Annotated in this window: 18 protein-coding genes; 6 read left to right on the top strand and 12 right to left on the bottom strand. The window is 71.1% G+C overall.

The window, feature by feature from the left end:
• Window positions 1-77 precede the first annotated feature (77 nt).
• Both DJ74_RS01650 and DJ74_RS01645 read left to right on the top strand, forming a co-directional pair.
• The gene (locus tag DJ74_RS01650; RefSeq protein ID WP_094526098.1) at window positions 78-659 is read left to right on the top strand and encodes a DUF2150 family protein; all 582 of its coding nucleotides are present in this window, start codon (window positions 78-80) and stop codon (window positions 657-659) included.
• Window positions 660-725: 66 nt separating this feature from the next.
• Window positions 726-1,208: a DUF456 domain-containing protein gene (locus tag DJ74_RS01645; protein ID WP_094526097.1), complete on the top strand. Its 483-nt coding sequence runs from the start codon at window positions 726-728 to the stop codon at window positions 1,206-1,208.
• Between the two features lie 65 nt (window positions 1,209-1,273).
• Here the strand turns inward: DJ74_RS01645 and DJ74_RS01640 are convergent, their stop codons facing one another.
• From DJ74_RS01640 to DJ74_RS01620, 5 genes are all read right to left on the bottom strand, one after another.
• Window positions 1,274-2,089, bottom strand: a complete 816-nt coding sequence (locus DJ74_RS01640) for a DUF63 family protein (RefSeq protein WP_094526096.1) — start codon at window positions 2,087-2,089, stop codon at window positions 1,274-1,276.
• A complete protein-coding gene (locus DJ74_RS01635) occupies window positions 2,089-2,538 on the bottom strand; it encodes a universal stress protein (protein WP_094526095.1) in 450 nt (149 codons plus the stop codon). Before DJ74_RS01635 ends, DJ74_RS01640 begins: the two co-directional genes overlap by 1 nt.
• Before the next feature lie 86 nt (window positions 2,539-2,624).
• Complete coding sequence (locus tag DJ74_RS01630) at window positions 2,625-3,545, bottom strand: DNA adenine methylase (RefSeq protein WP_094526094.1); 921 nt, start codon at window positions 3,543-3,545, stop codon at window positions 2,625-2,627.
• A gap of 72 nt (window positions 3,546-3,617) precedes the next feature.
• The gene (locus DJ74_RS01625; RefSeq protein WP_094523925.1) at window positions 3,618-3,920 is read right to left on the bottom strand and encodes a hypothetical protein; all 303 of its coding nucleotides are present in this window, start codon (window positions 3,918-3,920) and stop codon (window positions 3,618-3,620) included.
• Between the two features lie 130 nt (window positions 3,921-4,050).
• Window positions 4,051-4,455 carry an abortive infection protein gene (locus tag DJ74_RS01620; RefSeq protein ID WP_094523926.1) on the bottom strand — a complete coding sequence of 135 codons (405 nt, stop codon included), beginning with the start codon at window positions 4,453-4,455 and terminating at the stop codon, window positions 4,051-4,053.
• A gap of 263 nt (window positions 4,456-4,718) precedes the next feature.
• Here DJ74_RS01620 and DJ74_RS01615 point away from each other — a divergent pair, with 263 nt between their 5' ends.
• Entirely contained in the window at window positions 4,719-4,988 is a 270-nt protein-coding gene (locus tag DJ74_RS01615; RefSeq protein ID WP_170938215.1) for a hypothetical protein, read from the top strand.
• A 53-nt stretch (window positions 4,989-5,041) separates the two neighbouring features.
• Here the strand turns inward: DJ74_RS01615 and DJ74_RS01610 are convergent, their stop codons facing one another.
• The 3 genes from DJ74_RS01610 to DJ74_RS01600 form a co-directional block, all read right to left on the bottom strand.
• Window positions 5,042-6,079 (bottom strand): NAD(P)/FAD-dependent oxidoreductase, encoded by a 1,038-nt coding sequence (locus DJ74_RS01610; RefSeq protein WP_094526093.1) that lies wholly within the window; start codon window positions 6,077-6,079, stop codon window positions 5,042-5,044.
• Between the two features lie 102 nt (window positions 6,080-6,181).
• Window positions 6,182-6,760 carry a universal stress protein gene (locus DJ74_RS01605; protein ID WP_094526092.1) on the bottom strand — a complete coding sequence of 193 codons (579 nt, stop codon included), beginning with the start codon at window positions 6,758-6,760 and terminating at the stop codon, window positions 6,182-6,184.
• A gap of 160 nt (window positions 6,761-6,920) precedes the next feature.
• Window positions 6,921-7,151, bottom strand: coding sequence for a hypothetical protein (locus DJ74_RS01600; RefSeq protein WP_141212642.1), 231 nt, complete (start codon window positions 7,149-7,151; stop codon window positions 6,921-6,923).
• Window positions 7,152-7,283: 132 nt separating this feature from the next.
• On the opposite strand from DJ74_RS01600, the gene DJ74_RS01595 reads away from it, so the two are divergent.
• Window positions 7,284-8,693 (top strand): MFS transporter, encoded by a 1,410-nt coding sequence (locus DJ74_RS01595; protein WP_094526090.1) that lies wholly within the window; start codon window positions 7,284-7,286, stop codon window positions 8,691-8,693.
• Between the two features lie 22 nt (window positions 8,694-8,715).
• Here the strand turns inward: DJ74_RS01595 and DJ74_RS01590 are convergent, their stop codons facing one another.
• The gene (locus tag DJ74_RS01590; protein WP_094526089.1) at window positions 8,716-9,336 is read right to left on the bottom strand and encodes a class I SAM-dependent methyltransferase; all 621 of its coding nucleotides are present in this window, start codon (window positions 9,334-9,336) and stop codon (window positions 8,716-8,718) included.
• 338 nt (window positions 9,337-9,674) lie between these two features.
• On the opposite strand from DJ74_RS01590, the gene DJ74_RS01585 reads away from it, so the two are divergent.
• Both DJ74_RS01585 and DJ74_RS01580 read left to right on the top strand, forming a co-directional pair.
• On the top strand, window positions 9,675-10,970 hold the full coding sequence (locus tag DJ74_RS01585; protein WP_254922121.1) for a putative manganese transporter: 1,296 nt from the start codon (window positions 9,675-9,677) through the stop codon (window positions 10,968-10,970).
• Window position 10,971: 1 nt separating this feature from the next.
• Window positions 10,972-11,415: a universal stress protein gene (locus DJ74_RS01580; protein ID WP_176451101.1), complete on the top strand. Its 444-nt coding sequence runs from the start codon at window positions 10,972-10,974 to the stop codon at window positions 11,413-11,415.
• 233 nt (window positions 11,416-11,648) lie between these two features.
• On the opposite strand, the gene DJ74_RS01575 is transcribed toward DJ74_RS01580, so the two are convergent.
• The 3 genes from DJ74_RS01575 to DJ74_RS01565 all read right to left on the bottom strand — a co-directional run.
• Window positions 11,649-12,494: a hypothetical protein gene (locus DJ74_RS01575; RefSeq protein WP_094526088.1), complete on the bottom strand. Its 846-nt coding sequence runs from the start codon at window positions 12,492-12,494 to the stop codon at window positions 11,649-11,651.
• Between the two features lie 103 nt (window positions 12,495-12,597).
• Window positions 12,598-12,954 carry a hypothetical protein gene (locus DJ74_RS01570; protein WP_094526087.1) on the bottom strand — a complete coding sequence of 119 codons (357 nt, stop codon included), beginning with the start codon at window positions 12,952-12,954 and terminating at the stop codon, window positions 12,598-12,600.
• The coding region (locus DJ74_RS01565; RefSeq protein WP_141212641.1) for a penicillin acylase family protein at window positions 12,951-14,300 on the bottom strand (1,350 nt) is incomplete at its 5' end. The genes DJ74_RS01570 and DJ74_RS01565, both read right to left, overlap by 4 nt.

Raw genomic sequence — 14,300 nt, 5'->3', positions numbered from 1 at the left:
CGCCGAGCGGGTGAGACGCCCTCTCTCGCGGCGATCGATAGGAAAGGCATTTGAGTAGTCCGGGCGACGTACCGCACATGACCGACGACGACGCCGTCGAAACGTTCTATACCGACGACCGCTGGCAGAACTGGCTCGACCGGCTGGAGGAGGAGGACCTCGACCCCGAGAACGAGGACTCTGCGCGGCTCCTGTTGAACCTCCAAGACGACGCGGCGATCGCCGTCGTGAAGGTGCTCGCGGCGCTCGACGAGGACCGCATCGACGAGGACCGCGCGGTCGAGGAGATCCGGGGCGTGCGCGACATCGTCCTCGCCGACGTCGACTTCGACGACGAGGACAAGGTGATGCTGATCGACGGCGTCCAGACCTCGCTCGTCCCCGTCTTCTACGCGGCCGAGGAGTACGTCGTCGGCGGCGTCGTCGAGGGCGACGTGACCGAGTTCGTTCGCGCCGCGGCCGAGGCCGAGGCCGAGGACGACCTCGACGCCGCGCTCGGCTACGTCGTGCAGGCCGGCACCCGCGTCATCGACGGCGAGACGCTCGACATCGACGTCGTCGAGGACCTGGAGTACGGTCTCGTCTCCGAGTGGGTCAACGGGCTCGACTCCCTGCAGTCCGCGATCGAGGACCCGGAAGTCGTCGAGGAAGAGGACTGAGCTCGGCGGCGGACGACGGCCCCGTCCGAGATGAACCGTTTTGAACCCGCGCGACGTTAGCGAGGTATGGCGCTCCCCGCGGCCGATATCGCGATCGTCCTGCTCGTGATCTGGACGGTCAGCTCGTTCCTCCCGCTCGTGCCGAGCGGCGTCCTCGCGGCGCTGACCGTCGTCGGCTACGCGTACACCACCGGCTTCGCCGAGCCGGGGCTCGGCGTTCTCCTCGGGCTCGTCCTCGTCTCGCTCCTGGCCTCCGCGGTGGAGCTCGTCTCGGGGATGGTCTCGGGACGGCTCGGCGGCGCGTCGACGCGGACCATCGCCCTCGGCACGGCGGTCGGCGTCGTGTTGCTGTTCGTGATGGGCCCGATCGGCCTCGTCGTCGGGCTGGGCGGCACCGTCTTCCTCGACGGCCTCTACGAGCACCCCGGCGAGACCCGCGTCGCCGTTCGGCGGTCGGCCTACGCGGTGATCGGCGTCTTCGCCGGCCCCTTCGTACAGGCGGTCATGCTGGCCGGCGTCACCGCGGCGTTCGCGCTCTCGGTCCTCTGAGAGCGGCCCGGAACGGGGTCGCGAGGCGCCGCGCCGTCACCCGGCGGTCTCGGGCCGCCCGCCCCTCACGCCGCGATCGCGAACAGCAGCAGGTTGTGCGCCGCCGGCCCGAGCCCGACGGCGGCGACGAAGCCGAGCAGGAGGTATCCCTCCGACGGGCGGTCTCGAACGTACTCCGCGAACAGCCAGACCACGGCGCTCGCGACCGCGAGCTTCACCAGCAGGAACACCCACCCCTCGCCGAGCACCGGGACCGGCGGGATCCCGCCGAGTTCGAGGAGTATCCGGGAGACGGGCGTGCGTTCGCCGAAGCCGAGTTGGGTCGTGCCCACCGCGGTCGAGACGCCGTCGAGCGCGTGGCCGAACACCGCGAGCGCGCCGACCGCGCCGGTGACCGTTGTCTCGGGGCGCAGGCGCGTCAGACCGACCCAGACCGCGGCGGCGATCGGGACGGTCGCCGCCAGCGAGACGGTCGACCACCGCGCGCCGGCCGGGGATACTCCGGTCGCGAGCGCGGCCCCGACGACCGGAGCGAGGAGGAGCGCGCCCGCGGCGGCGAGGAGCGTCGGGACGCGTCCGGGCTGGGCGGTCGCCAGCGCGAGCCACGTCGCGCCCGCGAGCGACCCCACCGTGAGGTAGACGGTCGGGGAGCCGGCGAGCGGCGCGAGCACGCGCGGGAGCGCGCCGACGACGTAGAGCACGTGGGCCGCGGAGCCGAGCGCCATCCACGGCGCGAGCGCGAGCACGTGGCGCCCGGTGACTCGCGGGGGGCGCCGCCGGAGCGCGACGCCGACCGCGCCGGCCGCGAGCAGGACGGCGACGAGGTACGGGAGCGGTGGGAGGGTCGTGCCCGCGGGGAGGAACGGGATCGCGCCGGCCATCAGACGGACAGGACCGGCTGGCTCGCGTAGAGGAGGACGTACTCGGCGGCCTTCCCCAGCACCTCGCCCGGGTCGCCGGAGACGGGCTCGCGCGGGACGACGATGAAGTCGGACTCCAGCTCCTCGGCGGTGTCGAGGACGACGCTGCCGGGGTGAACCGTCTTCACCGACGTCGAGAAGCCGGCCGCGACGGAGTTGCTGTGGGGCACCCCGGCGGACTCCGCGCGCCGCGCGACGGAGTCCGTGAACGCCTCGGTGTCGTCGGCGACGTCGCTCTCGTCGATGACGCCGTGGTCGATCGCGCGGACCACGTCCTCGTCTAACACGTACAGGGCGTGGACGCTCGCGCCGTACTCGGCGGCGACCGCGATCGCGTAGTCGACCGCCTCGTGGGACTCCTCGCTCCCGTCGACGGGAACGAGGACGAGGTCGATATCGAGATCGGTCATACGCGGGACGTCGTCGGGGGAGTTCAAAAAGCCAGCCCCATGCGGTCGGCGCGCCGGAGCCGACGACGGCGTCGGCGGAGCGGGGCTCAGAAGCCGGAGAGCTCGCGCTGCGGCGCCTCGCGCCGCTCGTCCGGGGGCACGTTCGTCGCGACGATCTCGTCGACCGCGTCCCGGTTGTCCGCGTCGCTGTTGATCGCGCGGGTCGCGTCCTCCAGCTCGACGCGGAACCCCGCGTCGGCGTACGGCCCCTCCATCACGCCGCTGTTGCTCACCACGACCCGGACCCCCGCCTCGTCCAGTTCGCTCGCGACGTCGAGAAGCCGGCGCTGGTCCTCGCGGTCGAACCCCTCGGCGCTGTACTCGTTGAAGCTCGCGGTCGCGCTCATCGGCTCGTACGGCGGGTCGAAGTAGACGAGGTCGCCGGGATCGGCGACGTCGAGGACGTAGGCGAAGTCGCCGTTGCGGAGCGTCGCGTCCGCGAGCACGTCGCTCGCGCGGCGGATCCGGTCCCGCTGGACCCAGTCCGGATTCGCGTACCGACCGATCGGGACGTTGAAGCCGCCGTCGGCGTTCTCGCGGTAAAGGCCGTTGTAGCAGGTCCGGTTGAGGTACAGCAGGAGGGCGGCCTCCTCCAGCGGGTCGAACGACCCCTCGTAGGGGCGCCGGTTGAACCGCGCTCGCTGCTGGTAGTAGTAGCACTCCACGTCGTGACCGCGTGGAGTCTCCTCTGCGAACGGGAGCGACGGGTCCGGGTCGGCCTCTGGGTCGTCGAACGACTCCAGCCGCTCGATCAGCGCCTCCGGTTCGTCGCGCACCCGCTCGTAGAAGTTGATCAGCCGCGGGTTCGCGTCGTTAATCGTCGCGTCATCGGGCTCCAGGTCGAAGAAGAGCGCGCCGCCGCCGACGAACGGCTCGTGGTAGCGGCCGTACGAGGCCGGGAACCGAGCGTACAGCTCGTCGAGCAGCTGGCGCTTGCCGCCGGCCCACTTCAGGATCGGCTCGGCCATGCGATGTCGAGACTCCCCCGCGGCGGCGTATAAACGTCTCGGGCTCGGTCGTCGGGGTACTCGCCGCCGGATTCAGTCGTCGGCGGGCTCGACGTCGGGGTTCGGGAGGTCGGCGACGTGGGCGGCGGCCTCCTCGAAGTTCGGCCCCGGGGCGATCGTTCCGGCCTCGCGGTCCCACTCGATGTACCCGGCCTCCTCCAACGCTGGGAGGTGGCTCTCGACGAGCTCGTCGGCGATCTCGTCCGACCGGCCGCGGACGCGGAGGTCCGCGACCGTCGCGACAGTTCCGTCGAAGAGCCCGGCGATCGTCCGCCGCGCCTGCGCCGCGTCGAGCACCGTCGGCCGACCAGAGGAGGTATCGTGTGTCGTTGACATCGCTGTTCGTATCTGTAGATGAACGCGAGGCGAAATAAAAGTACGGGCGGTGGGGCGACAGGCGAGGGAGGCGAACGACGGAGACCGGGCCGGAGACCCGTCTCGGAGGGTGGAGAGCCGGCCCCGTGACCTACCGCACCCGCAGGGTCCGGTGCAGCGTGTAGCCGGCGATCACGAGGAACACGAACGGGCGCCCCGTGAGCGGGTGCGCCAGCAGCGACCCGGTCGCGAGGACGAGGTACCCCTTGCCCGGCGGCGACCACGGGGTCCGGTCCCGCATCGCCGCCAGTTCGGCGGCGAACGCGTAGAGGAAGCCGCCCGCGACGGGGATCCACAGCGCCGCCGCCAGGAGGGTCCCGAGCGACGTGCCCGCGACCGCGCCGACCGAGCGGGGCAGCCACCCGACCGCGGTCGCGTACTCCGGGTCCGTGAGCCCGCGGGCGACGACCGACGCCGGCAGGTACAGCGCCGCGACCGCGACCGTCGTCCAGAAGGGGACGTTCGAGCGCGACCGCGAGGCCGGCGATTTGACCATACGGAACCGCGGGGACCGCACGGGAGAAACCCTCCGGTTCCGGGCGCGGACCGAGCGTCACCGCCGCACCGACCGACCCGTTTCGGGTGGAAACGTTCCAGTTTCGATAGAGGTATACGAAACTGTGGCATGGTACTCGTTACACGGCGTTAACAATCGTTTGAAACGCTCTAAGCGAATGACCCGTGGTACCAATACTCAGAAACTATACGTAATATGAAAGGTTTTTACTCCCGCGCGACCAACGGGTAGATATGCAACCGATGAACGGCGGATACACGGCGCGAGCGGTGATGGCCGGATCCGACAGCCCGCCCAACGGGGGCCTCGTCGTCTCGCTCGCGTTCCTGGCGCTGGTCGCGCTTCCGCTGGTGGTGGCCTCCTACCCGCTCGTCTCCGCGGGGCTGCTCGCCGGCGTCGTCGCGCTCGTCGCGCTGGGGCGCTCGCTCTCCCGCCACGTCGACCGCGGAACCGTCCGAACGATCAGCCTCCCCGGACTCGGCACGGTCGAGTACCGATTCACGCGAAGCTAACTCGGTCGCCCCCGCTGTTTTCCCCCCTCCAACTGTTCGGTCGAACGCCGACGCTACAGCCCGTACACGACGCGTTCACCCGTGTCCAGCCCGTTCGCGAGCGCGGCGTGGATCCGCCCCTCGCCGGCGACCCAGTCGCCGAGGAGGAACAGGTCCTCCCGCCGGGCGGAGTCGATCGGCCCGCGGTCGACGCCCGCCTCCGGGAGCGCGTAGCGCCACCCCTGGTGGTCGGTCCACGCCGGGTCGGCCAGCCGCTCGTCGCCAACGACTGAGGCGGCGTGCTCGGCGAGGTCGGCGACGTTCGCCGCGGGGTCGTCGTCGTAGCGCTCGGCGGACCACTCCGGACCCGCCTGAACGACCAGCAGCGTCTCGCCGTCCGGGACGTGCCCCGCCTTGCACTCCTCGCGTGAGATCCAGCCGACAGGGTGCTCTTTGTCCGTGTTGACGAGCCCGTAGTAGGGGACGTCGATCGCGAACGGGTAGTGGAGCACGGCGGACCACACCGACCGGTACGCCACGTCGCCCACGGCGTCGACGAGCGCCTCGCGGACCGGCGACTCCCACTCGGCGTCGCGGAGCAGCTCCGCGGTCTGCGGCGCCGGGGGATTGAGTAGCAGGACGTCGAACGGGCCCCACGTCTCCCCGTCGGCGTCGTCGACCTCCCAGCGGTCGTCGGCCCGTCGGACGGTCTCGACGCGCGTCCGGCGATGGACCGTCGCATCAGTTCGGCCGAAGAGCCGCTTGGCGATCTGGGTGAGGCCGCGTCGGTAGCTCCACTTGTGATCGTCGGCGTCGCGGCCGGGCGAGACCTCGCCGTCCGCGTCGAAGGTGTACACCGGCTCGGTGATGTCGACGAGCCCCTCGTCGTCGAGCCTCTCCGTCATCAGTTCGACGACGCGTTCGTCGTCGGACTTCAGATAGTTCGCGCCGTAGTCGTAGGTCAGGTCGTCGTGGCGACGTGTCGCCGCGCGGCCGCAGATGCCGCCGGACTTCTCGAGCACGGTCACGTCCGCGTCGGGCGCCGCTTCGTCGACGACGAACGCCGCGGCCGCCGCGCCCGCACCGGCGCCGACGATACCGATATCAGTCATAACAGTTGTAGGGGACGCGGTCACTTAACCCGTCGTCTCGCGGACCCGCGGGCGGAGCGCAGGGAATCGGGCCGAAAAGGGGAACGGCGAGAACGGGCGCGGTCAGTCGTCGGCGCCGACGACCATCACGGGCGCGGCGGCGCCGCGCTGGACCCGAGTGGGGAGCGTCTCCGGGTGGACGAGCCGGTCGAGCCCAGTGCGGCGCGCGGAGCCGACCACGATCAGGTCGGCGTCGTGGGCGGCGGCGAAGTCGAGCACCTCCTCGTGTGCCGTCCCGTACCGGAACCGCTTCTCGACGTCGACGCCGGCCGCCTCGCCGCGGGCCGCGGCGTCTTCGACGAGCGCCTCGCCCGTGCGCTCGCGGCGCTCGACGACCACGTCCCAGTGCTCTGTGGTGTCGACGACGTAGAGGGCGTCGACGGTCGCGCCGTGCGCGGCCGCGACGTCGAGGCCCGCGTCGACCGCGGCGCGGCCGGCCTCGTCGTCGCCGGTGACGACGAGCACGCGCTCGAAGAGGGACCCTCCCCGTGCAGTCCCTTCGGCGGTCGGAGCGGCGGGGTCGTCGGTGGCGGTCGGAGCGGCGGTGCCTGCGGCGTCGACGTCGGTGGAATCGATGTCGGCGGGGTCGGCGGCGTCGACGTCGGCGGTGTCGATGTCGGCGGTGTCGATGTCGGCGGACATGGTGGTGGTGCCGGATTTGCCCTTTCGGAGGCTCCGGTCGTGTTCGTGTTCACCTTGGAGCGTCCTTCTCTTAACAATTTTCGACAGTATAGACGATTATCATTATCTATCCGGTGACGAACTCCAAAGAGGATCCCGATTCGCGATGATCGATCCGGATTTATTCGACGTGCGTCCAAGTAATCGACGGCGAGTCGAAGCGGTTCACCGCGTCGGACCCCGCCGCGCTCCCAGACGCCTTCTCGCCGGACCTGACCTCGCTCCCAGACGCCTTCGCACCGACCTCGACCTCGCTCCCAGACGCCTTCGCACCGACCTCGACCTCGCTCCCAGACGCCTTCGCACCGACCTCGATCTCCCTCCGTAGTCGACCCGGCAAGGACGGCTCCAACGACGCGTTTTAATCGGTCAGTCCGAACAGTACCGGTACGCACGCGAGCGGCGCGAGGCACCGACCCCGCGGCGCGACCCGAGGCACACCACATGACACCGAACACCACCACGCGGCCGACGGACAGCAACGATGGGTGAGGACGGCGGCAACGGAGGCGGCGGGGCCGCCGACGGGGGTCCGGTCGACGACGACGCGGACGCCCCGGCCGACGCCGCGGCGGATCCCGTCGGCGACGACCCCGCGGTCGACGAGGCGACGGGCGAGGTCGACTACGCCGGCCGGGCGTCGTCGATCCTCGGGTTCTCCCGCTGGTGGCAGATCGTCGCCGCCGCGGGGATGATGGCCGCCGTGAGCCCGTACCAGTACGTCTGGTCGTCGATCGAGCAGCCGCTCGCCCAGGGCCTCGACATCGCGTTGCCGGCGCTCGGCGCGGTGTTCTCCTTTTACGTCGTCTTCCAGTCACTCTCGCAGTTCCCCGCCGGAAAGTGGCGGGACAGCCGCGGGCCGGGCGCGCTCACCTTCCTCGCGGCGCTGCTGGCCGGGGGCGGGTACATCGGGCTGGCGTACGCGACGGCCGTCTGGCAGCTGTACCTGCTCTACTCGCTCGGCGCGGTCGGCGTGGGGATCGTGTACACGGTCGCGGTGAACACCGCCGTCAAGTGGTTCCCGGACCGCACGGGACTCACGACCGGTATCGGCACGATGGCGTTCGCGGGGGGGAGCGCCCTCGTGGTGCCGTACGTGCGCGCGAACGCGACCGTCGCGGCGTACGGCGACGTGCTCCGGAACGTCGGGCTCGCCATCCTCGTCGTCACCCTCGTCGGCGCGTACCTCCTGCGGGACCCGCCGGACGACTGGCTCGGACTGGACGACGACGAGGACGGGAACGGCGACGGACTCGCGGCCTCGCTCCGCGGTCGCGCGTACACGACCAGAGAGATGCTGTCGACGTGGCAGTTCTGGCTGCTGTACGCGATGTTCGTCGCGATGGCCGGCGCGGACCTGATCGTCATCGCCAACGTCGTGCGGTTCGCCGAGCAGTTCGGGCTGGCGGCGGTCGTCGCGACCGCGGCGGCGACCCTGCTGCCCGTCGCCGCCGGCGTCTCGCGGATGATCCTCGGCGAGGCGTCGGACCGCTTCGACCGGAAGAAGGTGATGGCCGTCTCCTTCGTGCTCGCCGGGGTGTTCCGGCTCGCGCTGATCGCCGCCGGGCGCGCCGAGGCCGGGGTCGCCTTCGTCGCGCTGGTGATGGCGGCGATGTTCTTCTCCTCGCCGCTGTTCGTCTACTTCCCGTCGGTCATCGCCGACTACTACGGCGCCCGGAACTCCTCCGGGAACTACGCCGTCCTCTACACCGCGAAGGTCGGCGGCGGCGTCTTCGCCGGGACCGTCACCGGCTACCTCGTCGCCGCGTTCGGCTGGGTCCCCACGTTCGCGCTCGGCGGCGGCCTGGCGGTCGCCGCCGGACTGGCGGCGCTCCTCCTCCGCCCGCCGAGCGGCTCCGGACTGGAGTCCGAGGCGGCGACGCCGGCGGACTGACGCCGGGGCGCAGTCGCCCGAATCAGTCGCCGCCCGGCGGCTTCCGTCCGACGACCGCGTAGAAGGGGTCGGTCCCCGGGCTCTCCGCGATCCGATTCTCCACCGCGAGGCCGCCCGCTTTTAAGTAACGCTCGACGAGGTCGGCGCGCTCGTCTATCGAGGCGGCCCGCCACGCCCGGACGGCCTTCGTCGGGAACATCCGGTTCGAGAAGCTCACGACGAGGACGCCGCCGGGTGCGAGGACGCGCGCGAACTCCGCGAACACGTCGCCCGGGTACTGGAGGTACTGGACGGACAGGGCACAGCAGACGGCGTCGAAGGCGCCGTCGTCGAACGGGAGCGTCGGGTCGGCGTTGAGGTCTCGGACGACGAACCCGTCGAGCCGGTCGTTCGCGGCGAGCTCGGCCTCGTTGAGGCCGTGGCCGACGACCCGGTCGAACTCGGTCGGCGGGAGGTGCGACACCCAGCTGCTCATCGCGTCGAGGACGCGGTCGCCCGGCTCGAACAGTTCGCCGTACAGCGCCGTCAGCCGGTCGAGGAACGCGTCGTCGGCGTGGGTGACGAACCGCGGCTCCTGATAAAACGTCTCGTCGGGGCGGTCGTCGCGCTTCAGCCGGTCGCGGTCGGAGAGGACGGTCGTCACGGGAGCAGAACTCCGTGCCGCGAACAAAAGAGGCCGTCGCCGGCGACGGCTCGTGAGACGCGCGAGCGGCGGTCTCACGGTTTCCTCCGGTTCGTTTTCGGTCGACCAACCGGCCGCGTGTACGACAGCACCGGAAACAGAATTAGATGAGACTAATTTTCTTATTAGTCCGCCAGTTTTTTATTATTCAACTCTTCACAGATAGTCGATCAACGACTCATGACGCGTTCAGAAGACACGATATCTTCCCGAGTCGACGCTCCGCGTCGGCTCCGGTCGCTTCGCGTTCGCGTGAGTACGCGTCTCGGAGCGGGAGCAACGACGCTGAGGGCGGGCCGATGATGCTGCTCCAGCTATCTGCGGAGCTGGTCGGCTCACCGCTTCGAGAGGTTCTCAACATCTTCATCGGCGCTTGGCGCGAGGGCTTCGTCCAGGTCTCGGGGTTCGTCGGTGCGACCATTCTCCTCTTCAGTCTCGTCCAGTATCGGTTCGACGGCCGGATCACCTCGTGGCTGGAGGAGAACGATCGCGCCCAGCCGCTCGCAGGTGCGCTGCTCGGCGTGACCCCCGGCTGCGGCGGCGCCATCATCGCGATGCCGCTGTACATCCGCGGGACGGTCAGCTTCGGAACCGTCGTCGCCGCGCTGGCGGCAACCGCGGGCGACTCCGCGTTCGTCATCCTCGCGCTGGCTCCCGAAGCGGCGCTGTACGCCTACGGGCTGGCGTTCGTCTCGGCGATCCTGTTCGGCTACGCGATCGATTTCGGTGGCCTCGGCGTCGGCAAGGTCGACGCCGCGGTCGAGCAGATGGGTCGCCCGCTGACCGACGGCGGGTTCGCCACCGAGAACGTCGCCGCCGGCGGGCCGAGCCTCCCCGACTACGAGCAGCCGGACGGTCACGAGGGGGACCACGAACACGGCCACAGCCGCGACCACGGGAGCGCCCTCCCGAGCTACCTGCCGGAGTCCCGGCTCCTCGAGCGCGTCAGCCACGCCGTACACGTGCTCTGGTGGGTCGTCCTCGCCGGCGCGCTCGTCGCTGGCGTCCTGTACCTCGCGCGCGGAGCGGCGGAGCCGGCGTGGGCCGTCACCGCGACGTACGACGGGCTGTTCACGCTCAGCGGACTGATCGGCACGACGCTGTCGTTCTACCTCTACTTCGTCGGCCGCCACTACATCGGCCAGAGCGAGGCCGGTCGCGTTCGGGACACGTTCGGCAGCCTGTACAACACCTTCCAACACGCCGCGATGGAGACCGCGATGGTCACCGTCTGGGTCATCGCCGGCTACCTCCTCTACGAATACGGCCTCCTGATCACCGGGGTTGACATCCAGGGCCTCGCGGCGGCGGCCGGTGCGGCGGCGCCGATGGCGGGCGCCCTGCTCGGCCTGATACCCGGCTGTGCGGCGCACATCGTGTTCGCTCAGCTCTACGCCGTCGAAGAGGCCATCCCGTTCTCGGCGCTCGTCGCGAACGCCATCAGCCAGGACGGCGACGCGCTGTTCCCGCTGATGGCCATCGACATGAAGGCCGCCATCGTCGCGACGATATACACGACGATTCCGGGCGTGATCACCGGCGTGCTCGTCTACTACTTCTGGCCGTACGCCCAGTTCGGCTTCGGGGTGCTCTGAGGTGTACGACGACATCCTCGTTCCCGTCGACGGGAGCGACCACTCGATGGCCGCCGCTCGGCAGGCCCTCGGCCTCGCCGAGACGTACGGGGCGACCGTCCACGCGCTGTACGTCGTCGACACCGAAACGAGCTGGCTCGCGGTCTCGAAGCGCGACGTGCAGAACAGCCTTCGCGACCTCGGGCAGAGCGCCGGCGAGGAGGCGCTGGCCTCATTCGAGCGCCTCGCGTCCGACTACGACGCGACCATCGACACAGAGATCCTCGAGGGGAGCGTCGACGTCGCCATACTCGGCCACGCTCGCGACCACGACGTCGACCTCGTCGTGTTGGGGACTCACGGCCGGAGCGGTGTCGCGCGGCGAGTCGTCGGCAGCGTCGCCGAACGCGTCGTCCGCGGTGCGACGATGCCGGTGATGACCGTCCCAGCCGACTCGGCGCGGTAGCTCCGCGCAGTCGGACGCGGCCGCGCCACCGAGGCGCCCGCGCGAGGAGTTCAGTCCGAGGAGCCCCCCACAGAGATCGACCGCCACCATCGCCGTTAACGGTTTGAACAATCCGACGAGCGCGGCGGGAATCGCGATCCCGTTGGAGAGAAAGGCGAGACGGAGGTCCTGCCCGGCTCGGCGGTGTGCCGCGTCCGCGATCCCGGCGCGCTCGCTCTTTTAACTTCGCTCGGTCACCGGGCGCGCGTCATCGCCCGCTCGATCCGTCGCGTGAGGTCGTCGAGGCGGTCGCCGATCGATCCGACCGCCGAGAGGACGGGGTACCTCGCGGTCGTCGACTGGTAGAGGTACGTCGGGAGGTCGGCGACGTCGTCGCCGAGCCGGAGGTCGCGCCCGTGCTCCGCGATCACTCGCTGACGGCGCGCGGCGATCCGGTCGCAGTCCTCGACGAGGACGCCGGCGCGGGCCCGGCACGCGTCGAGCGCGCCGAACCCGCCCTCCGGGACGGCCGCGTCGAGCGTCGCGATCTCTCGCCGGATCGCGGCGAGCCGCGACCCCGCCCGATCGATCGAGTCGGCCTCGACCTCGAGCCGCTCCACGAGGCGGTCGCGCTCCTCGATCGCGGATTCGACCGCGTCGATCAGGGCCGGCTCGTACTCGGGGTGGTACCCCGCGCTCCGCGTGAGCGCGTACGCCAGTTCGGGACCGAACTCCGCGGCGACGCTCCGCTCGTAGGTGTCGTCGTACTCCTCCTCGTAGTGCGGGACCGACATCACCGTCTCGGCGTACGCGTCCCTGACGGCCGCGAGACCGGATCCGGGCGGTCCCGCCGGACCGCCGGCGCCCGCGTCGGCCGCGGCGCCGGAGCCGCTCGCGGGGCCCGCGACCCCCCGAAACCCCGCCGCCGCTGACGATCCGTCGGGTGAGGTCGCCTCCGTCGAGACCGATTCGACCCGGCCGCGGAACGTCCGAAACGCCTCGCGCTCGTCGATCACGCGGCGCCGCTCGATCCGGAGCGCTTCCCGCGCGTCCTCCAGGGCGGCGCGGGACCCGTCCACAGCATCGTCAGTCGCTGTCATACCGCACGCCTCGCGAGTCGTCCTCGTAAACGCTTATATGAGGGGTATCCGGCGCCGTAGAGCGCTCCCGAGCGCTCAATAGCGCTCCCGAGGCGCCGGCTTTTTAAATAATTCCTCTCGCCAGCGACCCGAGCAGGGGCAGGCCGAGCGCGGCTGCGGCCGCGACGTAGATCACGGGCCGCATCTCGGGCAGTGCCCCGGCCGCCGGCCCGAGCGAGACGGCGAACGCGCCGAGCGCCAGCAGGCCGGCCCCGAGCGCGTACGCGACGCCCCGTCGGAACGTGGGCGCGACGAGCGACGCGGCGACGCCGGCCGCGACGAGCCCGATCCAGTGGACCGACGCCAGCGCGAGGCCGAGGGCGACCGCGCCCGCGAAGGCGACGAGGCGGAGCCGAGGGTCGCCCCGAATCCGGGCGAGCGGCGACGGCGACCCGGCCGACTCGCCGAGGCGGTCGCTCACGACGACTCACCTCCGAACGAGACCGTCTCGCCCGCCTCGCTGTCGGGGTCGAGCGACATCGGCTTCTGGTCGTTGGCCAGCCAGTCGCGGAGTTGGTCGCCGTAGTGCTCGGAGAAGTAGTCGCCCGAGTTGCCGCCGGGGAGCACCGCCGTGGCGCCCTCGCCGGGGCGAACCACCATCCGCCAGCTCGACCCGACCGCGTCGTCGACGCGGTAGTTCATCACGGTCGCCGGCGAGCCGTCGGCGGGGAGCGTCGGGTAGTTCAGGAACGGCGCCTCGCCGCCGAGCGGGTGCGCGATCGCCGCCGTCGTGTTCCGGTCGCCGTACGTCTCCCACCCCGCCTCGTCGATCTCGTCGAGCGCCGCCGAGAGCGCCGCGACCATCGTCGCCTCGCGCGAGCGGTCGGCGAACAGCGGGTCGTCGGCCGGGAGCCGCGCGAGCACCCAGTCGTTCGGGTAGTACGCCTCGCCGAGGTCGGCGTCGTCGAAGGCGGGGGCGAAGACGAGGTCGCGGAACCGGTCGAGCCACCGGTCGAACACGAGCGCGCCGCGGGAGTCGGCCGCCATCCGCCGGTCCCAGTCGCCGAGCGTCGCGGCGGCCGCGGCGAGGCGGTCCGAGCCGTCGGCGGCGTCGCGCTCCGCCACCGCCGCCACGAGGTCCGGCACGAGCCGGTCGGCCCGCCCGTCGCGCACGTCGCGCTGGAGTTCGCGGTGGAAGGCGGGATCGACCGGATCCTCTCCCGCGACCCCCGCGTCGAGGCGCTCGGCGATGCGCGCGCCGCGGTAGGGGGCCGCGTAGTCGACGCCCACGTAGTGGGTCGGGTCGTCGATCACGCGCTGGTTGGCCGTCGAGAGGACCTCCGGGTCGATCGCGTGCGGCTTCTCTTCGAAGGGGACGAACCCCTCCCACGTCGAGCGGCCGAACGGCTCGAACCCAGCCCACTCGCCCTCGCCGGCCGATCCGTCGAAGACGCGGTCGCCGGCGACGGCTTCGCCGTCGACCCGCCGGATCGGGAGCTGGCCCGTCGCGTAGTACATCGTCCGCCCGTCGGCGTCGGCGTACACGAGGTTCTGCGTCGGGAGGTCGAACTTCCGAGTCGCCGCCAGCGCGTCGTCGAACCCGTCGGCGCGGCCCAGCTCGTCGATGGCGAGCGTCGTGCGCGTCGCGGCGTGGCCGGTCCACGCCACGCCGACGTGCCGGCCCTCGCGCTCGATGAAGGGACCGTGGACGGTGCGCCTCGTCTCCAAGATGCGGTCCTCGCCGCCGGAGACGGGGATCTCGCGCGACTCGGTCTCGAACTCGCGCCACTCCCCCTCGTAGCGGTAGCGCTCGCCGGCGTCGTCGAC

It is taken from the genome of Halorubrum sp. Ea8 (assembly GCF_002252925.1).
Lineage (GTDB): Archaea > Halobacteriota > Halobacteria > Halobacteriales > Haloferacaceae > Halorubrum.
This window is presented reverse-complemented; position numbering and strand designations above follow the sequence as displayed.

Excerpts from the sequence above, each read along its gene's own strand:
- DJ74_RS01605 (WP_094526092.1), bottom strand. The coding sequence starts at position 6,760 with ATGTCCGCCGACATCGACACCGCCGACATCGACACCGCCGACGTCGAC.
- DJ74_RS01575 (WP_094526088.1), bottom strand. The coding sequence starts at position 12,494 with ATGACAGCGACTGACGATGCTGTGGACGGGTCCCGCGCCGCCCTGGAG.
- DJ74_RS01615 (WP_170938215.1), top strand. The coding sequence starts at position 4,719 with ATGAACGGCGGATACACGGCGCGAGCGGTGATGGCCGGATCCGACAGC.
- DJ74_RS01630 (WP_094526094.1), bottom strand. The coding sequence starts at position 3,545 with ATGGCCGAGCCGATCCTGAAGTGGGCCGGCGGCAAGCGCCAGCTGCTC.
- DJ74_RS01610 (WP_094526093.1), bottom strand. The coding sequence starts at position 6,079 with ATGACTGATATCGGTATCGTCGGCGCCGGTGCGGGCGCGGCGGCCGCG.
- DJ74_RS01585 (WP_254922121.1), top strand. The coding sequence starts at position 9,675 with ATGATGCTGCTCCAGCTATCTGCGGAGCTGGTCGGCTCACCGCTTCGA.
- DJ74_RS01625 (WP_094523925.1), bottom strand. The coding sequence starts at position 3,920 with ATGTCAACGACACACGATACCTCCTCTGGTCGGCCGACGGTGCTCGAC.
- DJ74_RS01640 (WP_094526096.1), bottom strand. The coding sequence starts at position 2,089 with ATGGCCGGCGCGATCCCGTTCCTCCCCGCGGGCACGACCCTCCCACCG.
- DJ74_RS01595 (WP_094526090.1), top strand. The coding sequence starts at position 7,284 with ATGGGTGAGGACGGCGGCAACGGAGGCGGCGGGGCCGCCGACGGGGGT.
- DJ74_RS01645 (WP_094526097.1), top strand. The coding sequence starts at position 726 with ATGGCGCTCCCCGCGGCCGATATCGCGATCGTCCTGCTCGTGATCTGG.
- DJ74_RS01620 (WP_094523926.1), bottom strand. The coding sequence starts at position 4,455 with ATGGTCAAATCGCCGGCCTCGCGGTCGCGCTCGAACGTCCCCTTCTGG.
- DJ74_RS01635 (WP_094526095.1), bottom strand. The coding sequence starts at position 2,538 with ATGACCGATCTCGATATCGACCTCGTCCTCGTTCCCGTCGACGGGAGC.
- DJ74_RS01650 (WP_094526098.1), top strand. The coding sequence starts at position 78 with ATGACCGACGACGACGCCGTCGAAACGTTCTATACCGACGACCGCTGG.